The organism is Streptomyces sp. NPDC127190 (assembly GCF_042672505.1).
Lineage (GTDB): Bacteria > Actinomycetota > Actinomycetes > Streptomycetales > Streptomycetaceae > Streptomyces.
Window position 1 is genome coordinate 234,361 of the sequence record NZ_JBHXVE010000011.1, and the last position, 14,991, is coordinate 249,351.

The window sequence follows — 14,991 nt, forward strand, 5'->3', positions numbered from 1 at the left end:
CCCCGCCGTGTTGTTTTTTTTGCCGTGCCATCGCCCAAATCATGCAAAACGGCCACCCCCGCCCCCCCCCGCGCCCGCGCCCCCCCCCCCCCCCGCGCCCCCCCCCCCCCCCCCCCCCGCCACGGCCTGAGGCGCACGGGCGGGCTGATCACCGCGGCGGCGGTCATCCTCGCGGTGGTGATGGTCGCCATCGGCACCTCCCGGGTCACCAACACCAAGATGCTCGGCCTCGGCATCGCCCTGGCGGTCCTCATGGACGCCATGGTGGTCCGCAGCCTCCTGGTCCCGGCCGTCATGCGCCTCACCGGCCGCGCCACCTGGTGGGCACCCCCGGCGCTGCGCCGCTTCCACGGCCGCTTCGGGATGAGCGAGGGTGACTCCGCGCCGCCGCCGGACGAGGCACCCCAAGAGGCCGCGGGGAGCGGTACGGCCAGCCGCGACGCTCGCGAACTGACCCCCCGCACCGGAGGCCCCCGGACCCTCTAACCTTCGCGGCAGGCCCCCGAAAGGAGCACACCCCGATGCGCGCAGTCGTCTTCGACCGCTACGGCGAGCAGCCCGAGGTACGGCAGGTACCCGACCCGGAACCCGCCGCTCACGGAGTGGTCGTCCGCGTGGAGGCCACCGGCCTCTGCCGCAGCGACTGGCACGGCTGGATGGGCCACGACCCGGACATCACCCTCCCGCACGTACCCGGTCACGAACTGGCCGGTGTCGTCGAGGCGGTGGGCGGGCGGGTGACCGGATGGCGCCCCGGCGACCGGGTCACCGTGCCGTTCGTCTGCGCCTGCGGCACCTGCCCGGCCTGCGCCGCCGGTGACCAGCAGGTGTGCGAGCGGCAGACCCAGCCCGGCTTCCACCACTGGGGCTCCTTCGCCGAGTACGTCGCACTGGACCACGCCGACGTCAACCTGGTCGCCCTCCCCGACGACATGGCCTACGGCACGGCCGCCGCGCTCGGCTGCCGGTTCGCCACCGCCTTCCGCGCGGTGGTGCAGCAGGGCCGGGTCGCGGCGGGGGAGTGGGTCGCGGTGCACGGCTGCGGCGGGGTCGGACTGTCCGCCGTGATGATCGCGGCGGCCGCGGGGGCGCGGGTGATCGCCGTCGACATAGCGCCCGGCGCGCTGGAGCTGGCGCGGAAGTTCGGGGCGGCCCAGTGCGTGGACGCCGCCGGCGTGGCCGATCCGGCCGCCGCCGTCCGGGAGCTGACCGGCGGCGGCGCCCATCTCTCCCTGGACGCCCTGGGATCACCGGTCACCTGTGCCGCCTCGGTCGCCTCCCTGCGCCGCCGCGGCCGGCATGTCCAGGTCGGTCTGCTGCCCTCGGCCGACGGCACCACCCCGGTCCCGATGGCCCGCGCCATAGCCCTGGAACTCGAACTCCTCGGCAGCCACGGCATGGCCGCCCACGGCTACCCCGGCATGCTCGACCTGGTCCGCACCGGGGTGCTGCGCCCGGACCTCCTGGTGACCTCCGCCATCCCCCTCGACGCGGCCCCGGCAGCCCTCGCGACGATGGACACCACCCCGGCCCCCGGCGTGACGGTCATCGAACCCTGGCGCCGCAACTAGCCAATGGCATGCTCGGGGTGGCCCCGGTGGGCCGCCCATTCCGGGGCGAGGACGGCCATCATCACCTCGTCCACCCACTCGCCGTCGCGCAGCGCGAACTCGCGTCGCACGCCCTCGGTCACGAAGCCGACCTTCTCGTAGACGCGGCGGGCCCGGGTGTTGTGGGCGTAGACCTCCAGCTGGACCCGGTGCAGGCCGAGCTGTTCGAAGGCGTGGCCGACGATGAGCCGGGTGGCCTCGGTACCCACGCCCCGGCCCCGGCCGCGCGGCCCGAGCAGGGTGCGGAAGGTGCAGCTGCGGCTGTGCCGGTCCACCTCGTACAGCACGACCTCGCCGAGCAGCTCGCCCGTCGCGGCATCGGTGACCGCGAGGTCGAGCCGGTCGGGCCGGGCACTGGACGTGGCGTACCAGGAGCGCACCATGTCCAGGGTCAGCTCGGTGGACGGCTCGTAGGTGAAGCGGAGCACCTCGGGGTCGCCGATGATCTCCCACATCGCGTCGGCGTCGTCCGCCGTGAAGGGGCGCAGCACGGCCCGCTCGCCGGTGAGCACGGGTTTGACGGTGAAGTCCATGATCAGCACTGTGCCCCACACGGAGGTGGGGCACGAAGGGGTTTTCCGCGGCTGCTTTCCGGCCGGTCTCAGTCGCGGCGGCGGTTGCCCGGGCGGGAGGCGACCCAGGCGCGGACGGTGTCGTCGTACCAGTAGGGCTTGCCGCCCTCCACATGGTCGGGCGGGGGGAGCAGTCCATGCTTGCGGTAGGACCGCACGGTGTCCGGCTGCACCCGGATGTGCGCCGCGATCTCCTTGTAGGACCAGAGCCTTCGGTCGGTCATGAGTTGCACCTCCCTGCGCGCGCCACGGCGGCGGCCGGGGACGGCCGTCGGGGGAGCCGGGCGCTGCGCTGGCGATCACCAGCCTGCGCCGGGTGAACGACGCAGAGTGATCAGGAGGAAGGGGCTGTAGGGCGGGTGTGACACAGGACCGGCGTTCACGCGACACCTGTGACACGAACGCGGCATTTGTGACACGAGGTAGTCCGAATGTCCGGACAAAACATTGACAGGGCTCGGCGCCGCGGACTACAACACCGGGGAGAGTCGTGACGAAGGGAAGCCGATGGCGTACGACCTGATCACCATGGGGCGGATCGGAGTGGACCTCTATCCGCTGCAAACCGGTGTGCCGCTCGCCCAGGTGTCGTCCTTCGGCAAGTTCCTCGGCGGGTCGGCGACCAATGTCGCGGTCGCCGCGGCCCGCCTCGGCCGGCGCACCGCCGTCATCACCCGCACCGGCGACGACCCGTTCGGCGCGTATCTGCACGAGGCGCTGCGCGGCTTCGGCGTCGACGACCGCTGGGTCACACCGGTCCCCGGGCTGCCGACCCCGGTCACCTTCTGCGAGGTCTTCCCGCCCGACGACTTCCCGCTCTACTTCTACCGGCAGCCCAAGGCGCCCGACCTCGAGATCGACGCCCACGAGCTGGACCTGGACGCGGTCCGGGAGGCCCGGATCTTCTGGGTCACCGGCACCGGCCTGAGCGAGGAGCCCAGCCGTACGGCGACCCTCGCGGCCCTCGCCCACCGGGCCAAGTCGGGGACCACGGTCTTCGACCTCGACTGGCGGCCCATGTTCTGGCAGGACCCGGACACCGCCCGCCCCTTCTACGCCGAGGCGCTGAAGCACACCACCGTCGCCGTGGGGAACCTGGACGAGGTGGAGGTCGCCACCGGGGAGCGCGAGCCGCACGCGGCCGCCCGCGCGCTGCTGGACGCGGGCGTCGAGATCGCCGTCGTCAAACAGGGGCCCAAGGGCGTCCTCGCCGTCAGCGGTTCGGGCGAGTCCGCCGAGGTTCCGCCGCTGCCCGTCACCGTCCTCAACGGACTCGGCGCCGGGGACGCCTTCGGCGGCTCCCTCTGCCACGGGCTGCTCGCCGGCTGGGACCTGGAGACGGTCATGCGGCACGCCAACGCGGCCGGCGCCATCGTCGCCTCCCGCCTGGAGTGCTCCTCGGCGATGCCCACCCCGGACGAGGTGGCCGCCGCGCTCGCCGCCGGAGCGGTCCGATGAGGGCCGGCCGGGTCGCGGGCGCGCACACCGAGGGCGGCTCCGGAACCGCACCCGAAGGCCTCGCCGGACCCCGCCCCGGCTCCGGCCGCCCCCGCGTCGACATCGCCGAGCTGGTCCGGGTCCGTACCCACCACCCCGAGGCGATCGCCGAGGCCGCGGCCCGCCGGGCCCGCCGCCCGCTGCTGAACGGCGACGGACGGCTGATGATCATCGCCGCCGACCACCCGGCCCGCGGCGCGCTCGGCGTCGGCGACCGCAGGCTCGCCATGGCCAACCGCGCCGACCTGCTGGAGCGGCTGTGCCTGGCGCTGTCCCGGCCCGGGGTGGACGGGGTGCTCGCCACCGCCGACATCCTGGACGACCTGCTCCTGCTCGGCGCCCTCGACCACAAGGTGGTCATGGGGTCCATGAACCGCGGCGGACTCCAGGGCGCCAGCTTCGAGCTGGACGACCGGTTCACCGGCCACCGGCCCGAGGACATCCGGCGCCTCGGCTTCGACGCCGGCAAGCTGCTGCTGCGCATCGACTACGACGACCCCGGCTCCCTGACCACGCTGGAGTCCACCGCCCGCGTCATCGACGAGATGGCCGCGCGCCGGCTGCCGGTCTTCGTGGAGCCGTTCATCAGCCGCCGCACCCCCGAGGGAAGGCTGCGCAACGACCTGTCCGCCGAGGCCGTCACCCGCTCCATCGCCATCGCCTCCGGTCTCGGTGGCTCCTCCGCCTACACCTGGCTGAAGGTGCCGGTCACCGAGGACCCCGACGAGATGGCCCGGGTGATGGAGACCTCCACGCTGCCCGCCGTCCTCCTCGGCGGCGACATCGGCGACTCCCCCGAGGACCAGGTTGCCGCGTACGCGAAATGGCGCGACGCGCTGCGCCTGCCCACCGTGCGCGGCCTGGTCGTCGGCCGCTCGCTGCTGTACCCGGCGGACGGCGACGTGGCCGCCGCCGTGGACACCGCCGTAGGACTGCTGTGAGGGCCGCATGACCAGCACGACCACCGACCTGCACCTGGCCACGGGCACCACCGCGACCGGGCGGTACGCCGTCGACATCCGTCCCGAGCGGGCCGGCTGGACGTACAGCAGCCTGCGCGTCGTGGAGTTGACACCGGGCGGTACGCATACGTTCACCACCGGGGACAGCGAATGGATCGTGCTTCCGCTGGAAGGCGCATGTACCGTACAAATTGAGACTGCGTCAACTGAGCAGGCCGAGTTCCAACTCCTGGGCCGGGACAGCGTGTTCGCGTCGGTCTCCGACTTCGCGTACGCACCCCGGGACGCCCAGGTCCTGATCGCCTCCGGCGCGGGAGGCCGCTTCGCCCTGGCAGGAGCGAAGTGCGAGCGACGACTCCCCGCCCGCTACGGCCCCGCGCCGGAGGTCCCCGTCGAACAGCGCGGCAGCGGCGGCTGCGCCCGCCAGGTGCGCGGCTTCGCCGCGGCCGACGCCTTCGACTGCGACCGGCTCATCGCCGTCGAGGTGATCACCCCGGGCGGCAACTGGTCCTCGTACCCGCCGCACAAGCACGACGAGCACCGGCCGGGCGAGGAGTCCGAGCTGGAGGAGATCTACTACTTCGAGATCGCCGGCCCGAACGGTCTGGGGTACCAGCGCGTGTCCCCCTCGCGGCAGGGCGGCGCCGACCTCCTCGCCGAGGTCCGCTCCGGCGACGCCGTACTCGTCCCCGACGGCTGGCACGGCCCGTCCATCGCCCAGCCCGGGCACGACATGTACTACCTGAACGTCATGGCGGGTCCGGGGGAGACCCGGGAGTGGCGGATCTGCTTCCACCCGGACCACACGGAGGGGTACCGATGACGATCCGGCTGACCGTCGCACAAGCGCTGGTCCGATTCCTCGCCGCCCAGTACACCGAACGCGACGGCGCCCGGCAGCGGCTGATCGGCGCCACCTGGGGCATCTTCGGCCACGGCAATGTCGCCGGGCTCGGCCAGGCCCTGGTCGAGTACGCCGACGTCATGCCGTACCACCAGGGCCGCAACGAGCAGTCCATGGTGCACGCGGCGGTCGGCTACGCCCGCCAGTCGAACCGGCTGTCCGCCCACGCGGTGACGACCTCGATCGGCCCCGGCGCCACCAACCTGGTCACCGGCGCCGCCCTGGCCACCGTCAACCACCTCCCGGTCCTGCTGCTGCCCGGCGACGTCTTCGCCACCCGCCCCGCCGACCCCGTCCTCCAGCAGCTGGAGGTGTCCTACGCGGGTGACGTGTCCGTCAACGACACACTGCGCCCGGTGTCGCGGTACTTCGACCGCGTCACCCGCCCGGAGGCCCTGATCCCGGCCGCCCTCCAGGCCATGCGGGTGCTCAGCGACCCCGTGGAGACCGGCGCCGTCACCCTCGCCCTGCCGCAGGACGTCCAGGCGGAGGCGTACGACTGGCCGGAGGAGTTCTTCGCCGAGCGGGTGTGGACCGTACGGCGCCCGGGCGCGGACCCCACCGAGCTGGCGGAGGCCGTGGCCGCGATCCGCGCGGCGCGCCGGCCCCTGCTGATCGCGGGCGGCGGGGTCCATCACAGCCGCGCCGAGGACGCCCTCGCCGAGTTCGCCGCCGCCACCGGCATCCCCGTCGCCTCCACCCAGGCCGGCAAGGGCTCGCTGCGCCACGACCATCCGCAGGACGTCGGCGGCATCGGCCACACCGGCACCGCCACCGCCGACGAGCTGGCCCGCACCGCGGACCTGGTGATCGGCGTCGGCACCCGCTACACCGACTTCACCACCGCCTCCGGCACCCTGTTCGAGAACCCGGACGTCCGCTTCCTCAACCTCAACATCGCGCCCTTCGACGGCCACAAGCTGGCCGCGCACCCGCTGATCGCCGACGCCCGCAGCGGCCTGGGCGAGCTGACCGAGGCGCTGGAGCTGCACGGCCACCGGGTCGCCGACGCCTACGCCGCCGAGTACACGGAGGACAAGGAGCGCTGGGAGCAGCGCGTCGACGCCTGCTTCGAGGCCGACGAGATCGACGTACGGCCGACCCAGCCGCAGGTCCTCGGGGCGCTGGACGCCCTGGTGGACGAGTCGGACATCATCATCAACGCGGCCGGTTCGCTCCCCGGCGACCTGCACAAGCTGTGGCGGGCGCGGTCCTCGGACCAGTACCACCTGGAGTACGGCTACTCCTGCATGGGCTACGAGATCCCGGCCGCCATCGGGGTGAAGCTCGCCGCGCCGGAGCGGCAGGTGTGGGCGCTGGTCGGCGACGGTACCTATCTGATGATGCCGACCGAGATCGTGACCGCCGTGCAGGAGGGCATCGCGATCAAGATGCTGCTGGTGCAGAACCACGGCTACGCCTCGATCGGCGGACTGTCGGAGTCGGTGGGCGGCGAGCGGTTCGGCACCGCCTACCGCTTCCCGACCGAGGAGGGCACCTACACGGGCGCCCCGCTCCCCGTCGACCTCGCCGCCAACGCGGCCAGCCTGGGCATGCGGGTGCTGCGCGCCAGGACCGTGCGGGAGCTGCGCGAGGCGCTCGCCGAGGCGCGGGCCGCCGACACTCCCACATGTGTCTACGTGGAGACCGAAACGTCCGACACAGTGTCGGGCGCGCCTCCGGCCCAGGCCTGGTGGGATGTTCCCGTGGCCGAGACCGCGACCCGACCGTCGGCGGTCAAGGCACGTGAGCTGTACGAACGGCACGTCTCGACCCGACGCCGCCATCTGTAAGAAGGAGTCTCTGGGCATGACGAAGATCGTCAACCACTGGATCGGCGGCAAGACCGTCGAAGGCGCGTCGGGCACGTACGGGCCGGTCACCGACCCGGCCACCGGCGCGGTCACCACGAAGGTCGCGTTCGCGTCGGTGGAGGAGGTGGACGCGGCCGTCGCGGCGGCCAAGGACGCCTTCACCACCTGGGGCCGGTCCTCGCTGGCCCAGCGCACCACCATCCTGTTCCGGTTCCGCGCGCTGCTGGACGCCCACCGCGACGAGATCGCGGAGCTGATCACCGCCGAGCACGGCAAGGTGCACTCGGACGCGCTCGGCGAGGTCGCGCGCGGCCTGGAGATCGTGGACCTGGCCTGCGGCATCAACGTCCAGCTGAAGGGCGAGCTGTCCACGCAGGTGGCCGGCGGGGTCGACGTGGCCGCGATCCGCCAGCCGCTCGGTGTCGTCGCGGGCATCACGCCGTTCAACTTCCCGGCGATGGTCCCGATGTGGATGTTCCCGATCGCCATCGCGTGCGGCAACACCTTCGTGCTCAAGCCGAGCGAGAAGGACCCCTCGGCCTCGGTCCGGATCGCCGAGCTGCTGAGCGAGGCCGGTCTGCCGGACGGCGTCTTCAACGTCGTGCACGGCGACAAGGTGGCCGTCGACCGGCTGCTGGAGCACCCGGACGTCAAGGCGGTCTCCTTCGTCGGCTCGACCCCGATCGCCCGCTACATCCACACCACCGCCTCGGCCAACGGCAAGCGCGTGCAGGCGCTCGGCGGCGCCAAGAACCACATGCTGGTGCTGCCGGACGCCGACCTGGACGCGGCCGCGGACGCCGCCGTCTCGGCCGCCTACGGCTCCGCGGGCGAGCGCTGCATGGCGATCTCGGCCGTGGTCGCGGTCGGCGCGATCGGCGACACGCTGGTGGAGAAGATCCGCGAGCGCGCCGAGAAGATCAAGATCGGTCCGGGCAACGACCCGGCGTCCGAGATGGGCCCGCTGATCACCAAGGCGCACCGCGACAAGGTGGCGTCGTACGTCTCCGGTGCCGCCGCGGAGGGCGCCGAGGTCGTGCTCGACGGCACCGGCTACACCGTCGAGGGCTTCGAGGACGGCCACTGGATCGGCATCTCCCTCCTGGACCGGGTGCCGACCACCGCCCGGGCCTACCAGGACGAGATCTTCGGCCCGGTGCTGTGCGTGCTGCGCGCGGACACCTACGAGGAGGGCGTCGCCCTCATCAACGCCTCGCCGTTCGGCAACGGCACCGCGATCTTCACCCGGGACGGCGGCGCGGCCCGCCGCTTCCAGCTGGAGATCGAGGCCGGCATGGTCGGTGTGAACGTGCCGATCCCGGTCCCCGTCGGCTACCACTCCTTCGGCGGCTGGAAGGACTCCCTCTTCGGCGACCACCACATCTACGGCAACGACGGCACGCACTTCTACACCCGCGGCAAGGTCGTCACCACCCGCTGGCCCGACCCGGCCGACGCCCCGGCGGGCGTGGACCTGGGCTTCCCGCGCAACCACTGACCCCCTCGGAGCCCTCTGCGGGACCCTTGTCAGGCCGTCCGGATACCGGACGGCCTGACATTTTTTTGAAACCTTCGCTGCGGTTCTCGTGTCGTGGGGATGAAACGGGTGACGAAGGAGTTAAGAGCAAATGATCATGGAAAGCAAGGTCACCATCCGATAGAGCTTGATGGATGGGTCAACAGGCTTCCGCAGCCTGCGAAAGTGATGCGGCCTCGGCTCTTCCGCAACTGCGGATTCCGAAGGTAAACGGCCATTGACGTGGCGGTTTTCGTCGGGGTTCTCTATGCACGCCGGGAGCGGACGAAAAGCACGTACGACGATCCGCCGGAGGCGATAGCGCTCCCGTCCCCACCCTCACCGCTCAAGTGATCGGAAACCGCCGCATGACCGACACGCTCCAGAAGACCGTGGAAGACACCGCCACAGCCTCCTCCCCCGGGCTGAAGCGGTCCATCGGTGTCGTCGGCGGCACCCTGCTGACGCTGTCCTGCGTCACGCCCGCCTCCACGCTCTTCGTGATCGTGCCCGACCTGTTCTCCAGTCTGGGCACGGCGACGGCGCTGTGCATCGCCATCGGCGCGCTGCTCTGTATCCCCGTGGCCTTCTGCTACTCGGAGCTGGGCACCCTCATCCCCAGCGCGGGCGGCGAGTACGCCATCGTCTCCACCCTGGCCGGGCGGCTCGCCGGCTGGCTGGCCTTCGTGATGTCGCTGCTCGTCGTGATGATCGTCCCTCCGGTCATCGCGATGGGCACCGCCGACTACCTCGCCCCGGTCATCCACCTCGACCCGTCCTGGACGGGCGCCGGCGTGATGATCGCCGCCACCCTCGCCGGCCTGCTGGACCTGCGCGCCAACGCCTGGATCACCGGCATCTTCCTGGTCCTGGAGGTCGTCGCCGCCGGTCTCGTGGCGGTGCTCGGCTTCGCCCACCCGCACCGCGGGGTGAGCAGCCTGGGCACGCTCCAGGTCGCCGGCGACCACGCGCACGTCGACCCCGTCACCGCGATGATGGTCGTCTCCGGCCTCGCCATCGCCCTCTTCGTCACCCAGGGCTTCTCCACCGCCGTCTACCTCTCCGAGGAGCTGGAGAACCCGCGCCGCAACGTCGCCCGTACCGTCCTCGCCACCCTCGTCATCTCCAGCGTGGTCATCCTGGTGCCGGTCGCCGCCATCACCCTCGGCGCCGGGGACCTGAAGACCCTGACCGGCGGCGACATCAGCAGCATGGTCATCGCCTGGAGCAACTCGGCCGTCGGCACCTTCGTCAGCCTGTGCGTCGCCCTCGCGATCATCAACGCGGGCATCGTCATGGTCATCCAGAACTCCCGCGTGCTGTTCGCCTCGGCCCGCGACCGCGCCTGGCCGAAGCCCGTGAACACCGCCCTCGGCAAGCTCGGCCGGTCCGGCTCCCCGTGGGTCGCCACCCTCCTCGTCGGCGTCCCCGGCGCGTTCCTCTGCTTCGTCAACCTCGACACCCTCTACGGCGTCACCGGCGTCGCCGTCACCGGCCTCTACCTGCTGGTGGCCGTCGCCGCGCTGCTCGCCCGGCGCGGCGCGCACGGCGCCAAGCAGGCCTGGCGGATGCCGCTGTGGCCGGCCATGCCGGTCCTGCTGATCGCGGTCCTCCTCTACATCCTGGTCGAGCAGGACCCCTCCTACCTGGCCTGGACCGGCGGCATCACCGCCGTCGCCACCCTGTACTGGGCCTTCTACCTCCGCCCGCGCCGCGCGACCCGCTGGCTGGTCTCCCTGCCCGAGGACGTCCGGGCCGAGGAGGAGCTGGCCGCGGCCTGAGCCGCCGTACCACGCCTGGTGTACGCCGGACCCACCCGTCCTCCTGCGGGAGGGCCCGGCGTTCAGCCCTGAGGCTCACCGGTTGTCAGTGGCGCCCCGTACCGTTGAGCCATGGATCTTCGCAGGCTCTCCCCGCGAGGGCTGCTCAAGAGGCCGCGCCGGCTCCTCGCCGGCGCGGCCGCCGTCGTGGTGCTGGCCGGCGCCGGCACCTGGACGGCCGCCGCGTCCGGCGACACGCCCCCGGTCCACCGGACCGACCAGGTCATGGCGGTCGACGGGGTCCGCCTGGACACCTCGTACTTCACCCCGGCCGACGCCGGCCGGCACCCGGCCGTCCTCCTCGCCCACGGCTTCGGCGGCAGCAAGGACGACCTGCGGCAGCAGGCCGAGGACCTCACCCGGCACGGATACGCGGTGCTGACCTGGTCCGCGCGCGGCTTCGGCGGATCCACCGGCCGAATCGGCCTCAACGACCCGAAGGGCGAGGTCGCCGACGTCTCCCGGCTCCTCGACTGGCTGGCGAAGCGGCCCGAGGTCCAGCTCGACCAGCCCGGCGACCCCCGCGTCGGCCTGGCCGGCGGCTCCTACGGCGGCGCGGTCTCCCTGCTCGCCGCGGCCTACGACCACCGGGTGGACGCCATCGCCCCGGCCGTCACCTACTGGAACCTCGCCGACGCCCTGTTCCCGAACGGCGTGTTCAAGAAGCTGTGGGCCGGCATCTTCGTCAACACCGGCGGCGGCTGCGCCCGCTTCGAACCCGCCCTGTGCCGGATGTACGACCGGGTCGCCGAGTCCGGCACCCCCGACCCGGCCGCCCGCGCACTCCTCCAGGAGCGCTCGCCCGCGGCCGTCGCCGACCGCATCAAGGTGCCCACCCTGCTGGTGCAGGGCCAGACGGACTCGCTGTTCCCGCTCGGCCAGGCCGACGCCGCCGCCCGGGCGATCCGGGCCAACGGCGCCCCCGTGGCCGTCGACTGGATCGCCGGCGGCCACGACGGCGGCGACCTGGAGACCGGCCGGATCCAGACCCGGGTGCGCACCTGGTTCGACCGGTACCTGCGCGGCGAGCAGCCGGACACCGGCCCGGCGTTCCGGATCAGCCGCACCGGAGGCGTCAACTCCACCGACGGCACCGCGCAGCTGCGCGGCGCCACCGCCGGACGCTACCCCGGCCTGCGCGACCACCCGCGCGCCATCGCCCTGACCGGCTCCGCCCAGCGCATCACCAACCCGGCCGGAGCCACCCCGCCCGGCGTCTCCGCGCTGCCCGGCCTCGGCGGCTCCGGCGGCCTCGCCCAGCTGTCCGCGCTCGGCGTCGGCGTCTCCCTCGACTTCCCCGGCCAGTACGCGCGGTTCGACTCGGCACCCCTCACCCGCGACCTCCAGATCACCGGCACCCCCACCGCCCGCATCCACGTCACCGCCGACACCGGCGACGCCGTCCTGTTCGGCAAGGTCTACGACGTCGGCCCCGGCGGCACCCAGCAGGTGCTCCCCGCCCAGCTCGTCGCCCCGCTCCGGGTGACCGGCGCCAAGGCGGGCCAGGACGTCACCGTCACCCTCCCGGCCATCGACCACCAGGTGCAGAAGGGCCACCGGCTCCGCCTGGTCCTCGCCTCCACCGACCTCGGCTACGCCTCCCCGGCCGCCCCGGCCACCTACACCGTCTCCCTCAAGGGAGACCTGAGCGTGCCGACGGCCCCGGCCGTGACCACCGCCGCCGCACCCCTGCCCGCCTGGGTCTGGTGGCTGCCCCTGGCCGGGGCCCTCGCCGCCCTCGCCCTGCTGCTCACCGCCCGCCGCCGGACGAACGCCCCCGCCCCCGACCCGGACCTCGCCGAGGTGCCCCTCGTCATCAGCGGCCTCACCAAGCGCTACGCCCGCTCCACCGACAGATACGCCGTCCGCGAGCTGTCCTTCCGCGTGGAGAAGGGCCAGGTCCTCGGCCTGCTCGGGCCCAACGGGGCGGGCAAGACCACCACCCTGCGCATGCTGATGGGCCTGATCACCCCGGACGACGGCGAGATCCGCGTCTTCGGGCACGCCGTCCGGCCCGGCGCACAGGTCCTCTCCCGCGTCGGCGCCTTCGTGGAGGGCGCGGGCTTCCTGCCGCACCTGTCCGGCCGGGAGAACCTGGAGCTGTACTGGCGGGCCACCGGCCGCCCGCCCGAGGACGCCCACCTGGACGAGGCGCTGGAGATCGCCGGCCTCGGCGACGCCCTCGCCCGTGCGGTGCGCACCTACTCGCAGGGCATGCGCCAGCGCCTCGCCATCGCCCAGGCCATGCTCGGCCTGCCCGACCTGCTCATCCTCGACGAACCCACCAACGGTCTCGACCCGCCCCAGATCCGCGAGATGCGCGAGGTGATGATCCGCTACGCGGCCGGCGGCCGTACGGTCATCGTCTCCAGCCATCTCCTCGCCGAGGTCGAGCAGTCCTGCACCCACCTGGTGGTGATGGACCGCGGCCGGCTCGTCCAGGCAGGCCCCGTCCGGGAGATCATCGGCTCCGGGGACACCCTCCTCGTCGGCACCGGTACCCCGGTCCCGGAACCGGTCGCGGAGAAGGTGGCCGCGCTGCCCGGCGTCGCCTCGGCCGTGCGCACCGACGACGGACTGCTGGTCCGGCTCGAACCCGGCGGCACCGCCGAGCAGCTCGTCGTGGAGCTGGTCCGGCTGGAGGTGCCCGTCGCCTCGGTCGGCCCGCACCGCCGCCTCGAAGACGCCTTCCTCACCCTGATCGGAGGTTCCGCATGAGCACGCTCACCGAGGCCGCCTCCGGCTACCGGGCGGGCCGCACCCTGCCCCTGCGGGTGGAGCTGGCCCGGCAGCTGAAGCGGCGCCGCACCCTGGTCATGGGGGCGATCCTCACCGCCCTGCCGTTCGTGCTGCTCATCGCCTTCGCCATCGGCGGGAACCCGTCGAGCCGGAACAACCAGATCACCCTGATGGACACGGCCACCGCGTCCGGCGCCAACTTCGCCGCGGTCAACCTGTTCGTCTCGGCCGGCTTCCTCCTTGTCATCCCCGTCGCCCTGTTCTGCGGGGACACGGTCGCCTCCGAGGCGAGCTGGTCCTCGCTGCGCTATCTGCTCGCCGCACCCGTGCCCCGGGCCCGGCTGCTGTGGTCCAAGCTGGCCGTCGCCCTCGGGCTGAGCCTCGCCGCGATGGTGCTGCTCCCGGTCGTGGCGCTCGCGGCCGGTACGGCCGCCTACGGCTGGGGGCCGTTGCAGATCCCCACCGGCGGCGCGCTCGACACCGGTACGGCGGCACAGCGCCTGGCGGTCGTGGTGGCGTACGTCTTCGTGTCCCAACTGGTCACCGCCGGGCTTGCGTTCTGGCTGTCGACCAGGACGGACGCCCCGCTCGGCGCGGTCGGCGGCGCCGTCGGCCTGACCATCGTCGGCAATGTCCTGGACGCCGTCACCGCCCTCGGCCACTGGCGCGACTTCCTGCCCGCGCACTGGCAGTTCGCCTGGGCCGACATCGTCCAGCCGCACCCCGAGTGGTCCGGCATGGCCCAGGGCGCGGCGGTCTCCGTGACCTACGCGGTGGTCCTGTTCGCCCTGGCCTTCCGGGGGTTCGCCCGCAAGGACATCGTCTCCTAGGGCCTCGCGCGAGGGCCGTACACGACGAAACGGCGGGCCACCGGAAACCGGTGACCCGCCGTCGCGGTGCGCTTGCTCAGCCGTTGCCGGCGCCGTTGCCGGACAGGGCCGAGATGTCGTCCAGGATGTGCGACAGCGGCTCGTCGCCCTTGGCCTGGGTCGAGTTCTCGGTGCACTGCTGGTTCTGCGGCGAGGACAGGATCGGGATGTCCTGGACGCCGACGTTGATCAGGGCGATCAGCGACTGGACGTTGACCTTCGCCGGGAGGCCGATGCACGGCTTGTTCAGCGAACCCTGGACCAGCGAGAGCTGCGGGCTCATGTCGCCGAAGGTGGCCGAGTTGCCGAACGACGACTTGGCGCCGTTGCCGCTGAACGACGTGGTGCCGTGGTCGTCACCGATGGCAAGGGCCTGAGGGGCCGCCGCCCCGGCGAGGCCGGCGATGGAGGCGGCTACAGCCGCGGTTGCCCACAGCTTCTTCATGTTCGTTCCCTTTCGAAAGGCGGACTCCGGGGAGGAGCTGCGTGATCGTCAACTGCCCGGGCCACGCCGGGGTTGCGCTATATGCCCCGATCGGCCCAGCGCAGTCCGATGAGTGCACGAGCGCCCCGCGCCGGAAAGCCCGGAAAACGCGGACGGGGGGGGGGGGGGGGGGCGGGCGCGGCCCGCGCGGGCCGGCGCGCCCGCGGCCGGCGCGCGCCGGGGCGGGGGCCGCGCCCGCCCCGC

The 14,991-nt window shown here is 72.8% G+C and carries 12 protein-coding genes and 1 pseudogene; 10 read left to right on the plus strand and 3 right to left on the minus strand.

The genetic code is table 11. The annotated features are described in order from the left end of the window. Positions 1-114: 114 nt before the first annotated feature. Together ACFVIU_RS19475 and ACFVIU_RS19480 are read left to right on the plus strand one after the other, a co-directional pair. Positions 115-366, plus strand: a pseudogene (locus tag ACFVIU_RS19475) (MMPL family transporter); the annotation flags it as partial. Between the two features lie 155 nt (positions 367-521). Then, a complete protein-coding gene (locus ACFVIU_RS19480; protein WP_385843833.1) occupies positions 522-1,571 on the plus strand; it encodes a zinc-dependent alcohol dehydrogenase family protein in 1,050 nt (349 codons plus the stop codon). Here the strand turns inward: ACFVIU_RS19480 and ACFVIU_RS19485 are convergent. Together ACFVIU_RS19485 and ACFVIU_RS19490 are read right to left on the minus strand one after the other, a co-directional pair. Continuing rightward, the gene (locus ACFVIU_RS19485) at positions 1,568-2,143 is read right to left on the minus strand and encodes a GNAT family N-acetyltransferase (RefSeq protein ID WP_385843834.1); all 576 of its coding nucleotides are present in this window, start codon (positions 2,141-2,143) and stop codon (positions 1,568-1,570) included. The two genes, ACFVIU_RS19480 and ACFVIU_RS19485, sit on opposite strands and share 4 nt — an antisense overlap. 68 nt (positions 2,144-2,211) lie before the next feature. Next, a complete protein-coding gene (locus ACFVIU_RS19490; RefSeq protein WP_385843835.1) occupies positions 2,212-2,406 on the minus strand; it encodes a helix-turn-helix transcriptional regulator in 195 nt (64 codons plus the stop codon). Positions 2,407-2,689: 283 nt separating this feature from the next. On the opposite strand from ACFVIU_RS19490, the gene iolC reads away from it, so the two are divergent. The 8 genes from iolC to ACFVIU_RS19530 all read left to right on the plus strand — a co-directional run bounded on the left by iolC (position 2,690) and on the right by ACFVIU_RS19530 (position 14,264). Further along, positions 2,690-3,640 carry a 5-dehydro-2-deoxygluconokinase gene (gene iolC / locus ACFVIU_RS19495; protein ID WP_385843837.1) on the plus strand — a complete coding sequence of 317 codons (951 nt, stop codon included), beginning with the start codon at positions 2,690-2,692 and terminating at the stop codon, positions 3,638-3,640. After that, positions 3,637-4,620, plus strand: coding sequence for a deoxyribose-phosphate aldolase (locus ACFVIU_RS19500; RefSeq protein WP_385843838.1), 984 nt, complete (start codon positions 3,637-3,639; stop codon positions 4,618-4,620). Before iolC ends, ACFVIU_RS19500 begins: the two co-directional genes overlap by 4 nt. 7 nt (positions 4,621-4,627) lie before the next feature. Next, the gene (iolB, locus tag ACFVIU_RS19505) at positions 4,628-5,464 is read left to right on the plus strand and encodes a 5-deoxy-glucuronate isomerase (RefSeq protein WP_385843839.1); all 837 of its coding nucleotides are present in this window, start codon (positions 4,628-4,630) and stop codon (positions 5,462-5,464) included. Continuing rightward, entirely contained in the window at positions 5,461-7,338 is a 1,878-nt protein-coding gene (gene iolD, locus ACFVIU_RS19510) for a 3D-(3,5/4)-trihydroxycyclohexane-1,2-dione acylhydrolase (decyclizing) (RefSeq protein WP_385843841.1), read from the plus strand. Before iolB ends, iolD begins: the two co-directional genes overlap by 4 nt. A gap of 16 nt (positions 7,339-7,354) precedes the next feature. Continuing rightward, a complete protein-coding gene (mmsA, locus tag ACFVIU_RS19515) occupies positions 7,355-8,857 on the plus strand; it encodes a CoA-acylating methylmalonate-semialdehyde dehydrogenase (RefSeq protein ID WP_385843842.1) in 1,503 nt (500 codons plus the stop codon). 386 nt (positions 8,858-9,243) lie between these two features. Next, the gene (locus ACFVIU_RS19520) at positions 9,244-10,656 is read left to right on the plus strand and encodes an APC family permease (RefSeq protein ID WP_385843843.1); all 1,413 of its coding nucleotides are present in this window, start codon (positions 9,244-9,246) and stop codon (positions 10,654-10,656) included. A 111-nt stretch (positions 10,657-10,767) separates the two neighbouring features. Beyond that, positions 10,768-13,413, plus strand: coding sequence for an alpha/beta fold hydrolase (locus ACFVIU_RS19525; protein WP_385843844.1), 2,646 nt, complete (start codon positions 10,768-10,770; stop codon positions 13,411-13,413). Further along, on the plus strand, positions 13,410-14,264 hold the full coding sequence (locus ACFVIU_RS19530) for an ABC transporter permease (protein WP_385843846.1): 855 nt from the start codon (positions 13,410-13,412) through the stop codon (positions 14,262-14,264). Before ACFVIU_RS19525 ends, ACFVIU_RS19530 begins: the two co-directional genes overlap by 4 nt. A gap of 76 nt (positions 14,265-14,340) precedes the next feature. Here ACFVIU_RS19530 and ACFVIU_RS19535 read toward each other — a convergent pair whose 3' ends face one another. Then, positions 14,341-14,748: a rodlin gene (locus tag ACFVIU_RS19535; protein WP_385843847.1), complete on the minus strand. Its 408-nt coding sequence runs from the start codon at positions 14,746-14,748 to the stop codon at positions 14,341-14,343. Positions 14,749-14,991: the final 243 nt, after the last annotated feature.